At 70.8% G+C, this 14,462-nt stretch carries 12 protein-coding genes; 7 read left to right on the top strand and 5 right to left on the bottom strand.

The features are described from left to right. The first annotated feature begins 74 nt into the window (after nt 1-74). Nucleotides 75-794: an SDR family oxidoreductase gene (locus OG407_RS40665; protein ID WP_405865175.1), complete on the top strand. Its 720-nt coding sequence runs from the start codon at nt 75-77 to the stop codon at nt 792-794. 72 nt (nt 795-866) lie between these two features. Here the strand turns inward: OG407_RS40665 and OG407_RS40660 are convergent, their stop codons facing one another. Beyond that, on the bottom strand, nt 867-1,415 hold the full coding sequence (locus OG407_RS40660) for an isochorismatase family protein (protein ID WP_405865173.1): 549 nt from the start codon (nt 1,413-1,415) through the stop codon (nt 867-869). A gap of 19 nt (nt 1,416-1,434) precedes the next feature. Further along, nucleotides 1,435-1,872, bottom strand: coding sequence for a MarR family winged helix-turn-helix transcriptional regulator (locus OG407_RS40655; RefSeq protein WP_405865171.1), 438 nt, complete (start codon nt 1,870-1,872; stop codon nt 1,435-1,437). Between the two features lie 103 nt (nt 1,873-1,975). Between OG407_RS40655 and OG407_RS40650 the strand changes: the two genes are divergently transcribed. The 3 genes from OG407_RS40650 (at nt 1,976) to OG407_RS40640 (ending at nt 6,202) form a co-directional block, all read left to right on the top strand. Then, the gene (locus OG407_RS40650) at nt 1,976-2,902 is read left to right on the top strand and encodes a zinc-binding alcohol dehydrogenase family protein (RefSeq protein WP_405865169.1); all 927 of its coding nucleotides are present in this window, start codon (nt 1,976-1,978) and stop codon (nt 2,900-2,902) included. 176 nt (nt 2,903-3,078) lie between these two features. Then, nucleotides 3,079-4,953, top strand: a complete 1,875-nt coding sequence (locus OG407_RS40645) for an exo-alpha-sialidase (protein ID WP_405865167.1) — start codon at nt 3,079-3,081, stop codon at nt 4,951-4,953. 10 nt (nt 4,954-4,963) lie between these two features. Further along, complete coding sequence (locus OG407_RS40640; protein WP_405865165.1) at nt 4,964-6,202, top strand: DUF4185 domain-containing protein; 1,239 nt, start codon at nt 4,964-4,966, stop codon at nt 6,200-6,202. Here the strand turns inward: OG407_RS40640 and OG407_RS40635 are convergent. Continuing rightward, nucleotides 6,135-7,151: a bile acid:sodium symporter family protein gene (locus OG407_RS40635; RefSeq protein ID WP_405865163.1), complete on the bottom strand. Its 1,017-nt coding sequence runs from the start codon at nt 7,149-7,151 to the stop codon at nt 6,135-6,137. The two genes, OG407_RS40640 and OG407_RS40635, sit on opposite strands and share 68 nt — an antisense overlap. A 196-nt stretch (nt 7,152-7,347) precedes the next feature. On the opposite strand from OG407_RS40635, the gene OG407_RS40630 reads away from it, so the two are divergent. Beyond that, entirely contained in the window at nt 7,348-8,217 is an 870-nt protein-coding gene (locus OG407_RS40630) for a LysR substrate-binding domain-containing protein (protein ID WP_405868861.1), read from the top strand. A gap of 145 nt (nt 8,218-8,362) precedes the next feature. On the opposite strand, the gene OG407_RS40625 is transcribed toward OG407_RS40630, so the two are convergent. Together OG407_RS40625 and OG407_RS40620 are read right to left on the bottom strand one after the other, a co-directional pair. Further along, entirely contained in the window at nt 8,363-9,532 is a 1,170-nt protein-coding gene (locus tag OG407_RS40625; RefSeq protein ID WP_405865161.1) for a DUF3500 domain-containing protein, read from the bottom strand. Between the two features lie 209 nt (nt 9,533-9,741). Next, the gene (locus tag OG407_RS40620; RefSeq protein ID WP_405865159.1) at nt 9,742-10,755 is read right to left on the bottom strand and encodes an Lrp/AsnC family transcriptional regulator; all 1,014 of its coding nucleotides are present in this window, start codon (nt 10,753-10,755) and stop codon (nt 9,742-9,744) included. 108 nt (nt 10,756-10,863) lie between these two features. On the opposite strand from OG407_RS40620, the gene OG407_RS40615 reads away from it, so the two are divergent. Both OG407_RS40615 and OG407_RS40610 read left to right on the top strand, forming a co-directional pair. Next, the gene (locus OG407_RS40615) at nt 10,864-12,387 is read left to right on the top strand and encodes an MFS transporter (RefSeq protein ID WP_405865157.1); all 1,524 of its coding nucleotides are present in this window, start codon (nt 10,864-10,866) and stop codon (nt 12,385-12,387) included. Between the two features lie 240 nt (nt 12,388-12,627). Beyond that, complete coding sequence (locus OG407_RS40610) at nt 12,628-14,454, top strand: AMP-dependent synthetase/ligase (RefSeq protein ID WP_405865155.1); 1,827 nt, start codon at nt 12,628-12,630, stop codon at nt 14,452-14,454. Nucleotides 14,455-14,462: the final 8 nt, after the last annotated feature.

The raw sequence follows: 14,462 nt of genomic DNA, 5'->3' as shown, positions 1-14,462 counted from the left end.
TTGGACGGCGGGGCGACCACGGCCGCAGGCTGGATGACGTCACAGCAACGCGCACAACCCGAGAGGGGCAGGACATGGGACTGCGAGGACAGCGGATCGTCGTCATCGGCGGTACGGCGGGAATCGGGTTCGCGGTCGCGGAGGCGGCCGCACGGGAGGGCGCCCGGGTGGTCGTCGCCTCGCGCCGGCAGGAGAGCGTGGACGCGGCGCTGAAACGGCTCCCGGAGGACGCCGAGGGGCAGGTGCTCGACGCGAGCGACGAGAACGCGGTGCGGGCCTTCTTCGCGGGGCTCGGCGGCTACGACCACCTGGTCTACACGGCAGGTGAGGCGCTGCTGATGGAGAGCCTCGCCGAGTCCGACCTCGGGCGGGCCCGCGCCTTCCTGGACACCCGGCTGTGGGGCGCCTACACGACGGTGAAGTACGGCGCCCCGTCGATCCGGGAGGGCGGTTCCGTGGTCCTGACCACGGGCACCGCCGGACGCAGGCCGCTGCCGGGCACGACCGTCGCCGCCGCGCTGTGCGGGGCGATGGAGTCGCTGACCCGCGCGCTGGCCCTGGAACTGGCCCCGCTGCGGGTCAACGTGGTCGCACCCGGTGTGGTCCGCACCGAACTGTGGCGGGAGTTGGACGACGAGCTGCGGGACGGGCTGTTCGAGTCCGCCGCCGGGTCGCTGCCGGTCGGCCGGATCGGCGAGCCGGAGGACATCGCCGAGGCGTACCTGTATCTGATGCGCGGCGGCTATACGACCGGTTCGACGGTGGTCGTGGACGGCGGCACGGTCCTCGTCTGACCGTCCACCGCCCGCCTCCCTCAACCACCCCGCGTGAAGCGGACCTCAGGGCCGCCCGACAAGAGGCGCACCTCAGTCGCCGACCCTGAAGCGCACCTCCGCCGCGGTCACCACCGACCCCAACCGCGGGAAGTCAAGCTTCACCGACGCCTGGTGCTCGGCCGCCGTGAGCGCACTCATCGCGTCCTCGACGAAGACGAGTTGGTGGCCGAGGTCGCCGGCGGCTCGCGCGGTGGACTCCACGCCGAGGTTGGTGGCGATCCCGCCGAACACCAGGGTGTCGACGCCCCGTTCACGCAGCCGCTCCTCAAGTCCCGTGCCCTGGAAGCCCCCGATCGTCCGCTTCACGATCTCCAGGTCCCCCTCCCGGTACAGCCCGTCGGCGAGTCCACTGCCGGCGGGCTGCTCGGCGATGCCGGGACGTTCGACCCGGATCAGCACGACGAGCGCACCTGCGGAGCGGAACACGGATGCCAACTCCTCGGCCACGGAAAGGACTTCGGTGCCCTTGTACGGTTCGAGCGGCAGCGCGACGATGCGGTCCATCAGGTCGACGAGGACCAGGGCGGTGCGCTCGGGGTCGAGGGCGAGCCGGGGTTCGGGAGTCTGCGGTGGGGTCATGACGGAACGTTAGCCCCCGTCAGCCGTCCGTACCGGAGATCCGGATCAACAGGCCCATGAACTGGTCGCGTTCGGCCTCCGACAGCGGGGCGAGAAGCCGCTCGTTGGCCGCACGGGCCGCCTTCTCGCACCGCTTCAGCAGCCGCGCGCCCTCGGTCGTCAGCGACACCGCGTTCTTACGGCGGTCCTTCGCGTCCGGCTCCCGTACGACCAGGCCGGCGGACTGGAGGTCGTTCAGCACGCCGACCAGATCCTTGGGATCGAGCCCGACGCCACGACCGAGGTCGGCCTGGGCGACCGGAGCGAGATCGCGCACGGCGGAGAGCACCACGTGGTGCCACATCTTCAGCCCCTCGGTCGCCAGCGCGTCGGCGACGAGGGCCCGGCCCCGGGCGGCGGCTCGGCCGAGCAGCCAGCTGGGGAGGGAGCGGATCGCGGGGAGGGGTGCTTCGGCCATGCGGGCAGTCTAGCGAAAAGTCGTTGGACATCCCAATGAAATCGTGAATACCATAGGGACTCCCAACGATTTCCGCCTATCACCACCGCTCCCTGGAGGTGCGATGCGTCGCGTCCGGTACGAGTCCACCGGCGGCCCACTGTTCCTGGAGGACACCCCCGTCCCCGCACCGGGCCCCGGCGAGTTCCTCGTCCGTACCGAGGCGATCGGGGTCACCCTGCCCGTCGTCCGCAAGGTGACCGAGGCGGCCGAGCCGATCCCGCTCGGCGGCGAGATCGCGGGCGAGGTGGCCGCCGTAGGACCCGGCGTGACGCGCTTCCGTGCGGGCGAGCGGGTGACCGGGCTCTGCTTCGGGCACGGGTACGCCGACTTCGCGGTCCTCCACGAGGCCATGGCCTCCCCGATCCCCGACTCCGCCTCCGCCGTCGACGCGGTCGCGCTCGTCCGCAGTGGACTGGTGGCGTTGGGCGTGCTGGACGCGGCCCGCCCCGAACCCGGTGAGGCCGTGCTGATCACGGCCGCGGCGAGCGGAGTCGGCCATCTGGCAGTGCAGTTGGCGAGGGCTCGGGGTGCCGGGCGGGTCGTGGGCGCGGTGTCCGATCCGGCGAAGGGCGACTTCGTGCGGGCGTTGGGCACCGACGAGGTGATCACCTACGACGACCTGGACCGGCCGCGCTGGGGCGAGCCCGTCGACTACGTACTAGACGCGGTGGGCGGCGAGTTGCTCACCCCTGCCATAGCGGCACTCGCCCCGGATGGGCGGCTCGTGGCGTACAGCTCGGGCGGCGGGACGATCCGGGCGTACGACCTTCTCGTGGGCGCCAAGTCCGTGATCGGGTTCCAGATGGCGCGGATCGCACGCGGGAAGCCGGAGTTGTACGAGCGGTGGCGGCGGGAGCTGTGGCGGCTGTTCGCCGAGGGTGCCCTGAAACCGTCCGTGCACGGGGAGTTCGCGCTGGCGGAGGCGGCCGAGGCGCACAAGGTGATCGAGTCGCGGAGCAACCTCGGCAAGGTCGTCCTGCGCCCCTGAGACGCACCACCCCGCCTGACGATCACTCACCACCCGCCCGGCGTTGCGAAGTTATGGGGTGACGAGCGCTGCACGCTTCTTGTGAGCCACCGGAGGCCCCAACTAACGTCTGTGACGCGCCCGTTGGACGTGGGATGTCCGGATGTCCAGACGAAGGAAGGGCAGGTCGTACCACCATGCCGTCGAGTCTTCGCGCACGTCTGAGATCCACCCTCACCGCCGCACTCACCCTGGCCGCGCTGCTCATGCTCCCGAGCCCCGCGCACGCCGCCAGTACCCAATCTGCCGCCCCCGCACCCGAGTTCGACCAGCAGGTCCTCTTCAAGGCTCCCCAGGACGCGGGCTACGCCTGCTTCCGGATCCCGGCCGTCGTGAAGACCAAGGACGGCACGCTGCTCGCGTTCGCCGAGGGCCGGGTCCTCAACTGCGGTGACGCCGCCGACATCGACATCGTCGTCAAGCGTTCCACGGACGACGGCCTCACCTGGAGCCCGTTGCAGGTCGTCAACCACGGCGGCGGCGACACGCACGGTAACCCGGCACCGATCGTGGACCGCAGGACGGGCCGCGTCCTGCTCGCCGAGACGTACAACACGGGCCGTACGGACAGCGCCAGTTGCTCGGTCCCCTGCGACCGCACCCCGCACCTGCAGTACAGCGACGACGACGGTCTCACCTGGTCGCAGCCACGTGACCTGAGCGACGAGATCCTGCCCCCGAACTGGAACTCCTGGTACGCCACAGGACCCGTGCACGGCATCCAGCTCACCCGCGGCCGGCACAAGGGCCGGCTCGTGTTCGGCGTCAACACCGAGACCTGGAACGGGAGTCGGGTCACCGCGAACAACGCGGCACTCATCGTGAGCGACGACGGCGGCGACCACTGGAGGATCGGCGCGACCGACTCGTATCCGATCGCGACCGACGGGACGTGGCGGCAGAAACCGTCCGAGGTGACGCTGGCCGAGCGCACCGACGGTTCGATCCTGGTGAGCGGCCGCGAGCAGGACGGCACCGACCTCGGACAGCGCACCCAGGCGGTCAGCCGCGACGGCGGCGACAGCTTCACCGCGCCCTTCCGCGCGCTGCCCGACCTGTACGCCCCGCAGGTCCAGTGCTCGACGCTCGGTGTCGGCCCCCGCATCCTGCTGGCCTGCGACGCCGATCCCGACCGCCGCCGCACGATGATGATCCGCTCCTCCTACGACGGGGGCCGCACCTGGGACAGCGTGGACCGCGGCACGGTCGTGACGAAGGACTGGTCGGGCTACTCGGACATGGCGCGCATCGACGGCGACACGGTGGGCCTGCTCTACGAGGGCGGCGCCGTGACCGCGACCGACGAGATCCGCTTCGCCCGCTTCAACGAGGCCTGGCTGCGACCGCGTCGGGGCCAGGACCCCACGACCGCCGACCTCGCCCCTTACGCCGAGCGCGCGTTGGTGCTCGGCGGCGCCCAGGAGACCGACGGCGTGTCCGGTGGTGCCCTGTCCTTCGACGGTGTGGACGACGCCGTGCGCCTGCCGTACAGCGACCGACTGCCGCTGGGGACAGAGGACTTCACGGTGTCCCTCTGGTTCCGCTACACCGCGACGACCGGTGATCAGCCGTTCCTGTGGATGGGCGGGGTCGGCACCACCGAGCCACAGGTCTGGCTGCGCGGTGAGCCCGCGGGCAACCACGTCCGGGCGCTGATCACCACCCGGGTCGGCGCGACGACCGTCCACACCACCTCCGTGGTGACCACCGGCGCCTACAACGACGGCCAGTGGCACCGGGCCGTACTGCGGCGCGGCGGTGGGCAGTTGGCCCTGTCCGTCGACGGTACGACGGTGAGCACGGCGGACATCGTGGGCTCGGTGAGCCGCAACTCGCCGTTCGGTGTGCACATCGGCCAACGCACGGACAGCATGCAGTACTTCACCGGGTCGATCGACGAAGTCCACGTCTGGGACCGGCTGTTGACGGACGACGAACTGGCCGCACAGCACCCGTCCCCCGCCGGGACCGTGCTGTGGCTGCCCATGGACCAGGTGAGCGGCAGCCACTAACGTCCCGGGCGTGCCCGAGGACCGACGAGCACGACAGCGTTGGGGGGCCGGGGTCGGCCTGCTGCTGACCCTGGTTCTCGCCGCCGTGCTGCTCACCGCCCTCCCCAGGCACCACGACCGGGAGGGCGGCGCCGCGTGCACGGCCCGTACGGTGCGCTCCTGGTCGCCGGACGCGGAACTCACCAACTCCTTTGCCGCGTACGGCGACGACGAGTCCCGTGCCGACGACTGGACCGGCGGCGACGGCACCCACTCGGTGCGGCTGCCGGACGGCCGGGTGCTGTGGCTGTTCTCCGACACCTACCTCGGCCAGGTGTACGCCCCGCCCAACCCGGTCGGCGAGTCGTACGCCTGGCGGGACACCGGCGCGCCCCTGGTGCGCAACTCGGCGGTGGTGATGCGCGCCGGCCACCCCCAACTCACGCTCCCCGCCCCGCTGTTCCCCGACCCGGCCCCGAACGAGTGGCGTTGGCCGGTGGCGGCCCGCGTCGAGCCCCGCTCCCCCGGCTCACCCGAGTCGGTCGTACGCGTGCTGCTGTGGACGCGGGCGGCGGGGCCGTACCCGTGGATCTACGGCGTTCCGGTCGCGACCGAGGTCGCCACGCTGTCGCTGCCGGATCTGCGGGTGGAGTCGATCGTGAAGGTCTTCGGCCAGGAGTTGGTCCAAGACCCGTCCCGGCGTGTGCAGTTCGGGACGACGTCGGTCGTGGTGGGCGGCTGGACGTACGTCTTCGGCGGGAACGACGCGCAGGCCGCGGCCCGGCCGACCTCCTCGGCGTATGTGGCGCGGGTGCCGGAGGGGCGGCTCGGGGAGCCGGGTGCCTGGGAGTACTGGGACGGCTCGGCGTGGACGGCGCGGGCGGGGCCGAGGCCGGTGCTCGGAGACGGTCGACACACGGGTGTGGGCAGCGCGTTCTCGGTGGTGCGGGACGGCGGGACGTACGTCCTGTTCACGATGGCCGCGGGCAGCCGGGGGCTCACCACCGTCACCTCGTACTGGGCCTGTTCGCCCACCGGCCCGTGGCACGGACCGACCAGGAGCTTCAGCCCGCCGCTGCCGCCGGGCCAGGTCGCCGCGTACAACCCGCAGGTGCACACGGAGTTGGGCGACGACGGCCGGCCCGTCCTCAGTTACGACGTCAACTGGCTGGACGCGACGGCCACTTCGGCCGCGCTGAACCTCAGCCGGAACGTGTCGCTGTACCGACCGCGGTTCGTGACCCTGCGGTTGGGGCCGCCGACCCGGTGACCTCGGGCAGCGGATCGCGGGCGCGGCGCTTGGCGATGACCGCGCACACCATCAACTGCATCTGGTGGAAGAGCATCAGCGGCAGCACGGCCAGCGAGGCGTGGGCGCCGAACAGGACGCTGGCCATGGGCAGTCCGGACGCGAGGGACTTCTTCGAGCCGGCGAACTGGATGGCGATCCGGTCCTCCCGGTCGAAGCGCAGCGCCTTGCCGCCGTACCAGGTCAGGGCGAGCATCACGGCGAGCACGACGGCCTCGACGGCGAGCAGCCCGGCGAGGCGGATCGCGCTGACCTGGTGCCAGATGCCCTGGACCATGCCCTCGCTGAACGCGGTGTAGACGACGAGGAGGATCGAGCCGCGGTCGACGTAGCCGAGGATCTTCTTGTGCCGGGTGATGAACCGGCCGATCCAGCGCCGCAGCACCTGCCCGGCCAGGAACGGCACCAGGAGTTGCAGCACGATCTTGAGGAGTGAGTCGGCGGAGAAACCACCGCCGTTGTTGCCCAGCAGCGCCGCCGCGAGCAGCGGGGTGACGACGATGCCGGCGAGCGAGGAGAAGGAGCCCGCGCAGATCGCGGCGGGCACGTTGCCGCGCGCGATCGACGTGAACGCGATCGACGACTGGACGGTAGACGGCACCAGGGTGAGGAACAGCAGCCCTTGGTAGAGGGGCTGGGTCAGGATCACCGGGACGAGACCGCGGGCGGCCAGGCCCAGCAGCGGGAAGACGACGAAGGTGCAGGCCAGGACGGTGGTGTGCAGGCGCCAGTGCTTGAGCCCGTCCAGCGCCTCACGCGTCGAGAGGCGGGCGCCGTAGAGGAAGAAGAGGAGGGCGATCGCGGCGGTGGAGGCGCCCGAGGCGACGTCGGCACCGGTGCCTCTCGCGGGGAGGAGTGCGGCGAGGCCCACCGTCCCGAGCAGCAGCAGGATGTAGGGGTCGACCGGCATCCGACTCGGCCATCGCAGGCGTTTCACTGTGCTCCACTGTCTCGCTTGTCTCGCTGTACGTCCGGTCCGTCGTGCGGCGCGGACTCGTGCCCTCCCCATCCTCCTCTCCGGACTCTTGATCGGGAATCCGTCATACCGCTCTGACTGCCATCACGTTTCGCGATAACCGGTTACCGTGTATGCCATGGTGTATGCCATGTACGACCTCTCCCACCTGCGGACTTTCCTCGCGGTTTCCCAGACGCTGAGCTTCACGCAGGCCGCCCGCCGGCTCGGGCTGCGCCAGTCCACGGTGAGTCAGCACGTGCGGCGCCTGGAGGACGCGACGGGACGGCAGCTGTTCACCCGGGACACCCACTCCGTGGAGCTGACGGAGGACGGCGAGGCGATGCTCGGCTTCGCGCGCCGCATCCTGGAGGTGCAGGAGCAGGCGTCGGCGTTCTTCACCGGCACCCGGTTGCGCGGCCGGCTCCGCTTCGGCGCGTCCGAGGACTTCGTCCTCACCCGGCTGCCCGAGATCCTGGAGGGCTTCCGCTCCGACCACCCCGAGGTGGACCTGGAGCTGACGGTCGAGCTGTCCGGCACGCTGCACGAACAACTGGCCGCCGGGAAGCTGGACCTGGTGCTCGCCAAGCGCCGGGCCGAGGATCCGCGGGGCGAACTGGTCTGGCACGACAAGCTCGTGTGGATCGGCACGGAACGGCTCCGCCTGGACGCGGATCGACCGGTGCCGCTGATCGTCTATCCGCCGCCCGGCATCACGCGGGCGCTCGCGCTGGAGGCGCTGGAGCGGCAGGGGCGGGCGTGGCGCATCGCCTGCACGAGCGGGAGCCTGAACGGGCTGATCGCCGCGGCCCGGGCGGGGCTGGGGGTGATGGCCCACTCGCGGGGGCTGGTGCCGCCGGGGCTGGTGCGGATGCCGGAGCGGGCGGGGTTGCCGGAGCTGGGCGAAGTCGATTTCGTGCTGGTGCACGGGCGGCGCAGGGTTTCGGCTCAGGGGGCGGCGGATGCGTTGGCGGCGGCGATTCTCGCGGGTGGAGATCGATTGCACCGGCGCGGTCCATAGTCCCGGTATTTCACTACGGAAAACGTAAGCCAGCTTGTACGAGAATGCCGACGTCCATGAATTCCTCGGCCGGCCGTGCGGGAATTCGCGACAGCGGGCGGCACTGCCGGAAGCAGCGCCGCCCATTATGTCGCCGGGGGGCGGTCTAGGAGAACGAGAACTCTCCTCCGTAATCGGTGTCGTGATCGCGGTACACGGTGCTGTAGTTGAGTTGGCTGGTGTCGACCACGCCGTCCTTGACCGAGAACTCGATCCAGACACCGGGTCCGTCGATGCGGACGTAGTCGCCCGCGGTGTCCAGTGCGGTGCTGCCGGAGTACGAGATGTAGGTGTCGTCGAGCTCGGACTTGTAGGTGCTCAGGGTGGACTCGGCGGTCGTGTCGTCCGCGGCCTCGACCCACGGCGTGATGGCGTCGAGCACCAACTGCTGCTGGTCGTCGGTCAGTTCGCTGACCGCGAGGCCCTCCTTGGTGTCGGGGAAGTCGCCGTCCTCGTCGGGGCCGAGCACCACGTCGGTGGTGGAGTCGGAGAGCTTCGCCTCCGACAGCTCGTCGTCGCTCAGGCCTTCGAGCATCGACTCCATGCCGTCGTGCATCCCGGACAGGGGTGCGTAGGTGGTGCCGTCGTCGGTCCAGGTGGCGGGTTCCACCCCGGCGAAGTACGGGGTGGTGCCGACGACCTCGCCGTCCTTGTAGGTGAGGTTGACGGCCAACTGGTCGCCGCCGAAGTGGAGTTGCCAGGTGCCGGTCGCGCTCGGGGTGCCCAGGAAGGCGAGGTAGTAGTTGCCGCTGCCGTAGCTGCTGTCGGTCTCGCCGAGGACGTCGTCGGCCGCCAGGATCTGGCTGATCTGGTCGTAGCCGGTGTCGGTCCCGGTGCCCGTGGCCGCCTCGACGACCGCCTTGGCGGCGGCGAGCCGGGTGTCGCTGAGCGTGCTGAGTTCGATGCCGACCCGGCAGTCCGCACCGCACGCCTCGTTCGACCAGGCGACGGCGTTGGCCTGCGTGAAGTCGAGGAGTACGTCGGCCTGTTGGTCGTCGTCCAGGGTCTTCAGGAACGCGTTGGCGGCGTCGACCACGTCCGAGACGGACGAGCCCGCGCCTGCCGTGCCCGTGGGCTCGGGGGCGGACGCGGAGGCCGGCGTGGACGGGGAGGCGGATCCGGGGTTCGTCGGGGACGTCGATCCGGGCGTGGTCGGGGACGCGGATCCGGGGGTGGTCGGGGACGCGCTGGTGGACGGGTCGGGGATGACGGAGGCGGCGTTCGCGTTGGCGTACATCGCGCCGCCGAGGAGGGTCGTCGCCGCCGCTAAGGCCATGACCACCTTCCTGCGGCGACCCAGCGACCTGCGGTGAGCGTTGTGGGTCTTCAATTCGATATTCCCTTCACGGTGTTCACCGGAAGGACTTCCGAAGACTATTTCCAAAAGATCTTTCGGGAAATCCCTGCGGCATCGGTTTGGACGAGCCACAGTCGATCGCCGAACACTGTGATTCCCATCTCCGGGTGCTTGGTTTTGAGCATGATTTATCTTGAACTTACTTTGAGGGAGGGTGAGTTGAGGGGGAGCGTCCGATACGTCAGCTGTTTGACCCGGCGCAGGAACGGGCTCGCCTCCACATGCCGAATCCCGTCGAGCTGTCCCAAGGGCCCACTGAGGTAGTCGTACAGTCCCGCCGTGTCCTTCACGACCGCGGTCACGACGATGTTGGACGGGCCGGCCGTGGCGGAGGCGTAGGCGACCTCGTCGTGCGTGGCGAGGGCCTCGCCGACCGAGTGCAGCGCGGCCGGGGTCGCCGTGATCCACAGAACCGCCGCACGCGCGTAGCCGAACACCTCCGAGTCGTACTCGACGTCGATGTACACCGCCCCGGAGCCGATCAGTGCGGCGAGCCGGCGTTTGACGGCGGACTCGGAGCGGCCGGTGGCGCGCTGGAGTTCGGGGTAGGTGGCGCGGCCGTCGCGTTCGAGGACGGTGATCAGGGCCTCGTCCTCGGGCTCGATGCGGGCGGGGCCCGGTGCGGGCACCGGTTCGGGGAGGAGCGCGGCGATCTGGTCGTCGGCGAGCACCTTGAAGCGGCGCAGCCAGCCCGTCGGGCCGCCGTAGAAGCGGTGCAGGAGTTGGTGGGCGCGGATGTCCAGGACGCTGGGGGTGCGCGGGAGTTTGCCGAGCAGGAGGTCGTCGTAGTCGCCGGGGCTGCGGGGGCGGGTCAGGCAGACGATCTCGGTGCCGCCGGACGCGAGGCCGATCCAGGCGGTGTCGGGGCGTTTGGCGAGCGCGTCGGCGATGTTGAGGGCGTTGTCGGGGGCGCTGCGCAGGCGGAGCATCCACTGGTCCTGGCCCAGGAGTTCGGGGTCCCGGATCGCGACGACCCTCAGGCCGGCCTCGGCGGTGAGTCTGCGGAAGCGGCGGGCGATCGTCTGGTCGGAGACACCGAGGACGGCGCCGAGGCGGCTGAAGGAGGCCCGGCCGTTGAGTTCCAGGGCGGTCAGCAGTTGCAGGTCGAGCTGGTCCAGGGTGTCGGATTCCATCTCCAGCATGGCCGCTCCTGTCGGATTCCGGCGGTGAGGTGTCCGACTCCGCGTTGATCGTCCGGACGGAGCCCATCGTACGGAGAACCGCACAACCCGGACAGGGGAGTTGAGGACATGCGTACATGGGGGCCGCTCACGGCGGTGTGCCTGGGCACGTTCATGTTGTTGCTGGACGTGACGATCGTGGTCGTCGCATTGCCGGACGTGGCGCGGTCGTTGCACGCGTCGCTGAGTGATCTGCAGTGGGTGGTCGACGGGTACGCGCTGGCGTTGGCCGCGCTGTTGTTGGGAGTTGGCGCCGCCGCCGACATCCTGGGGCGGCGGCGGGTGCACGTGGTGGGCGTCGTGCTGTTCGCGGTGGCGTCGCTGCTGTGCGGGCTCGCGGACGGGCCGGGCGCTCTCGTGGCCGCGCGGGCCGTGCAGGGGGTGGGGGCCGCCGCGATGCTGGCGACGACATTGCCGTTGCTCGGCTCCGTCTACCAGGGGCGGCAGCGGTCGGTGGCGCTCGGGGTGTGGGGTGCGGTCAGCGGTGGGGCCGCGGCGGTCGGGCCGGTGCTGGGCGGGGTGCTCACCGAGGGGCCGGGCTGGCGGTGGATCTTCTTCGTGAACCTGCCGGTGAGCGTGGTCGCCGTGTGGCTGACGCTGCGGGTGGTGCCGGAGTCGAAGGGGCCGAGCGGGATGCGGATCGACTGGCTCGGCACGGTCGCGTTCGCGGGGTTCGCGGGCGGGGTGACGTATGCCGTGGTGCGGGCCGGTGAGGACGGCTGGGGTGCGTCGGTGACGCTCGGGTCGTTCGCGGTCGCGGCCCTCGCGCTGGTCTGCTTCGTGCTGGTGGAGCGGCGGGTGGCGCATCCGCTGCTCGATCTGTCGCTGCTGCGCAAGCCCGCCTTCGTGGGGGTGATGGCGGGGGCGCTCGCCTTCAACGGGGTGGCGTTCGGCGGGATGCCGTATCTGTCGATCTGGCTGCAGACGGTGCTCGGGATGAGCCCGGTGCGCGGCGGGCTGACGCTGCTGCCGCTGACGGGTGCGGCGGTCGTGGTGTCGGTCCTCGCCGGGAAGCTGCTGCACGGGGTGCCGGCCCGGCTGACCATCGGCGGCGGGCTGCTGCTGATCGGCACGGGCTGCTTCTGTCAGGCCGTCCTCGGCGCCGGTTCGGACTGGACGACGCTGGTGCCGGGGCTCGTCCTGGTGGGCGTCGGCACGGGTCTGGTGGCGCCGGGGATCGCGGGGGCGGCCCTCGCGGCGGTGCCGGCCGAGCGCGCGGGCATGGCGGGCGGCGCCGTGAATACCGTACGCCAGTTGGGGTATGCACTCGGCGTCGCCGTGTCGGGGACCGTACTCACCTCGCGGATGCGGGACACGCTCCCGCACGACGCCGCGCACACGCTGGCGGGCGGCGGGGCCGGGGCGCTGCGCGGGACGTTCCCGGAACACGCGCTGCGGGCCGCGTTCGCGTCGGGGCTCGACTCGGCGCTCGTGACGGCCGGGTTCGTCGGGACGGCGGCGGGCGCGCTGGTGCTCGCCCTGGTCAGGGCGGGTCGCGCGGAGCGGACCGGCGGGACCGCGGGCACGGCACCGGGAGTGCCGGGGACCGCCGCGCGGACGCCGGCCGGGGAGGATTCGGCGTCGCCCCGGTGACGTCGTGTGACCGGACGCCAGGGGTAATCGGGTCGTACAGATTCAGTGGAGATTACGGGCCCGAAACCTACGGAACCGTAAGGATTTCTGTCCGACCCTTCCCCTTGTGAGGGCATTTTCCGCCGCTGACCAGTACGGACGTGAACACCGCTCGATTTCCCACCCCCTCCCGCCCCTCCGCCCGGTGGGGTAGCTTTCACGGCGCTGTAGGGGAGTGCCGACAGGAGCGGGGAGCGGGGTTTGCGCGAGTACAACAACCCTCCGTTGGCGTTGGCACCGCCGGTGGGCGGTCTGGCCGACGTCGTCTTCGAGCGTGCCCAGGACAACCCCCTCCATGTCTCCCTCGGCCGCAAGGACGAGCAGGACGAGTGGCGGGACGTGACCGCCGCCGAGTTCCGCGACGAGGTCCTCGCGCTCGCCAAGGGCCTGCTCGCCCAGGGCATCCGCTTCGGCGACCGGGTCGCGATCATGTCCCGTACCCGCTACGAGTGGACGCTGTTCGACTTCGCGCTGTGGACGATCGGCGCCCAGGTGGTGCCGATCTACCCGACGTCGTCGGCCGAGCAGTGCTTCTGGATGCTGCACGACGCGCAGGTCTCGGCGGCGATGGTCGAGCACGAGGACCACGCGATGACCATCGCCACCGTCATCGACCGCCTCCCCGCGCTGCACCAGCTGTGGCAGCTCGACACGGGCGCCGTGCAGGCGCTGTACGACGCCGGCGGGCACATCGAGGACGAGGTGGTGCACCGGCACCGCCAGGCCGTCACCCCGGACTCGACCGCGACGATCATCTACACCTCGGGCACCACGGGCAGACCCAAGGGCTGTGTCATCTCGCACGGCAACTTCATGTACGAGGCGGACACGGTCATCGACACCTGGGAGTCCGTCTTCCACTCGAAGCGGGGCGAGGAGGTGGCGACCCTGCTGTTCCTGCCGCTCGCGCACGTCTTCGGGCGGATGGTGGAGGTCGCGGCGATCCGCGGCGGGGTCCGCTTCGGCCACCAGCCGCAGCTGAACGCGGCGGCCCTGCTGCCCGACCTGGTCGCGTTCAAGCCGACGTTCATCCTCGCCGTGCCGTACATCTTCGAGAAGGTCTTCAACGCGGCCCGCCGCAAGGCCGAGAAGGACGGCAAGGCCGGGCCGTTCGAGAAGGCCGTCGAGATCGCGGTGAAGTACGCGGACGCGATCGAGGCGAAGGCCTGGGGCACCGGCCCCGGCCCCTCGGCGGGCCTGCGCATGCAGCACCAGCTGTTCGACAAACTCGTCTACTCCAAGGTGCGGGCCGCCATGGGCGGCCGGATCCGCAACGCCATGTCCGGCGGGTCGGCCATGGACCGGCGCCTCGGATTGTTCTTCGCGGGCGCGGGCGTCCAGATCTACGAGGGCTACGGCCTCACCGAGTCGACGGCCGCCGCGACCGCCAACCCGCCCGACCGCACCCGCTACGGCACCGTCGGCCAGGCCATCCCGGGTGTCACCGTGCACATCGCGGACGACGGCGAGATCTGGCTCAACGGCCCCAACGTCTTCCAGGGCTACCTCAACAACCAGAAGGCCACCGACGAGACCCTGCACGACGGCTGGCTCGCCACCGGTGACCTGGGCTCCCTCGACGAGGACGGCTATCTCACGATCACCGGGCGCAAGAAGGAGATCCTGGTGACCTCCGGCGGCAAGAGCGTCGCGCCCGGGCTCCTTGAGGAGCGGGTGCGGGACCATCCGCTGGTCTCGCAGTGCATCGTCGTCGGCAACGACCGCCCCTACATCGCCGCGCTCGTCACCCTCGACCACGAGGCCGTCGAGCACTGGCTCACCATGCGCGGCAAGCCGCAGATGTCCCCGGCCCAGCTGGTGCGGGACGCCGACCTGGAGGCCGAGGTGCGGCGCGCGGTGGTCGCCGCGAACACCCTGGTCTCGCAGGCCGAGTCGATCCGCACCTTCCGGATACTGGCCCAGCCGTTCACCGAGGAACACGGGCTGCTGACCCCGTCCCTGAAGCTGAAGCGCAAGGCCATCGAGAACACGTACTCGAACGAGGTCGAGGCGCTGTACCGGGCCTGAACTCCCCC

This window comes from Streptomyces sp. NBC_01515 (genome assembly GCF_045040345.1).
Taxonomy (GTDB): domain Bacteria; phylum Actinomycetota; class Actinomycetes; order Streptomycetales; family Streptomycetaceae; genus Streptomyces.
The sequence above is the reverse complement of the archived record's forward strand: the minus strand, read 5'-3'. Positions and strand labels throughout refer to the sequence as shown.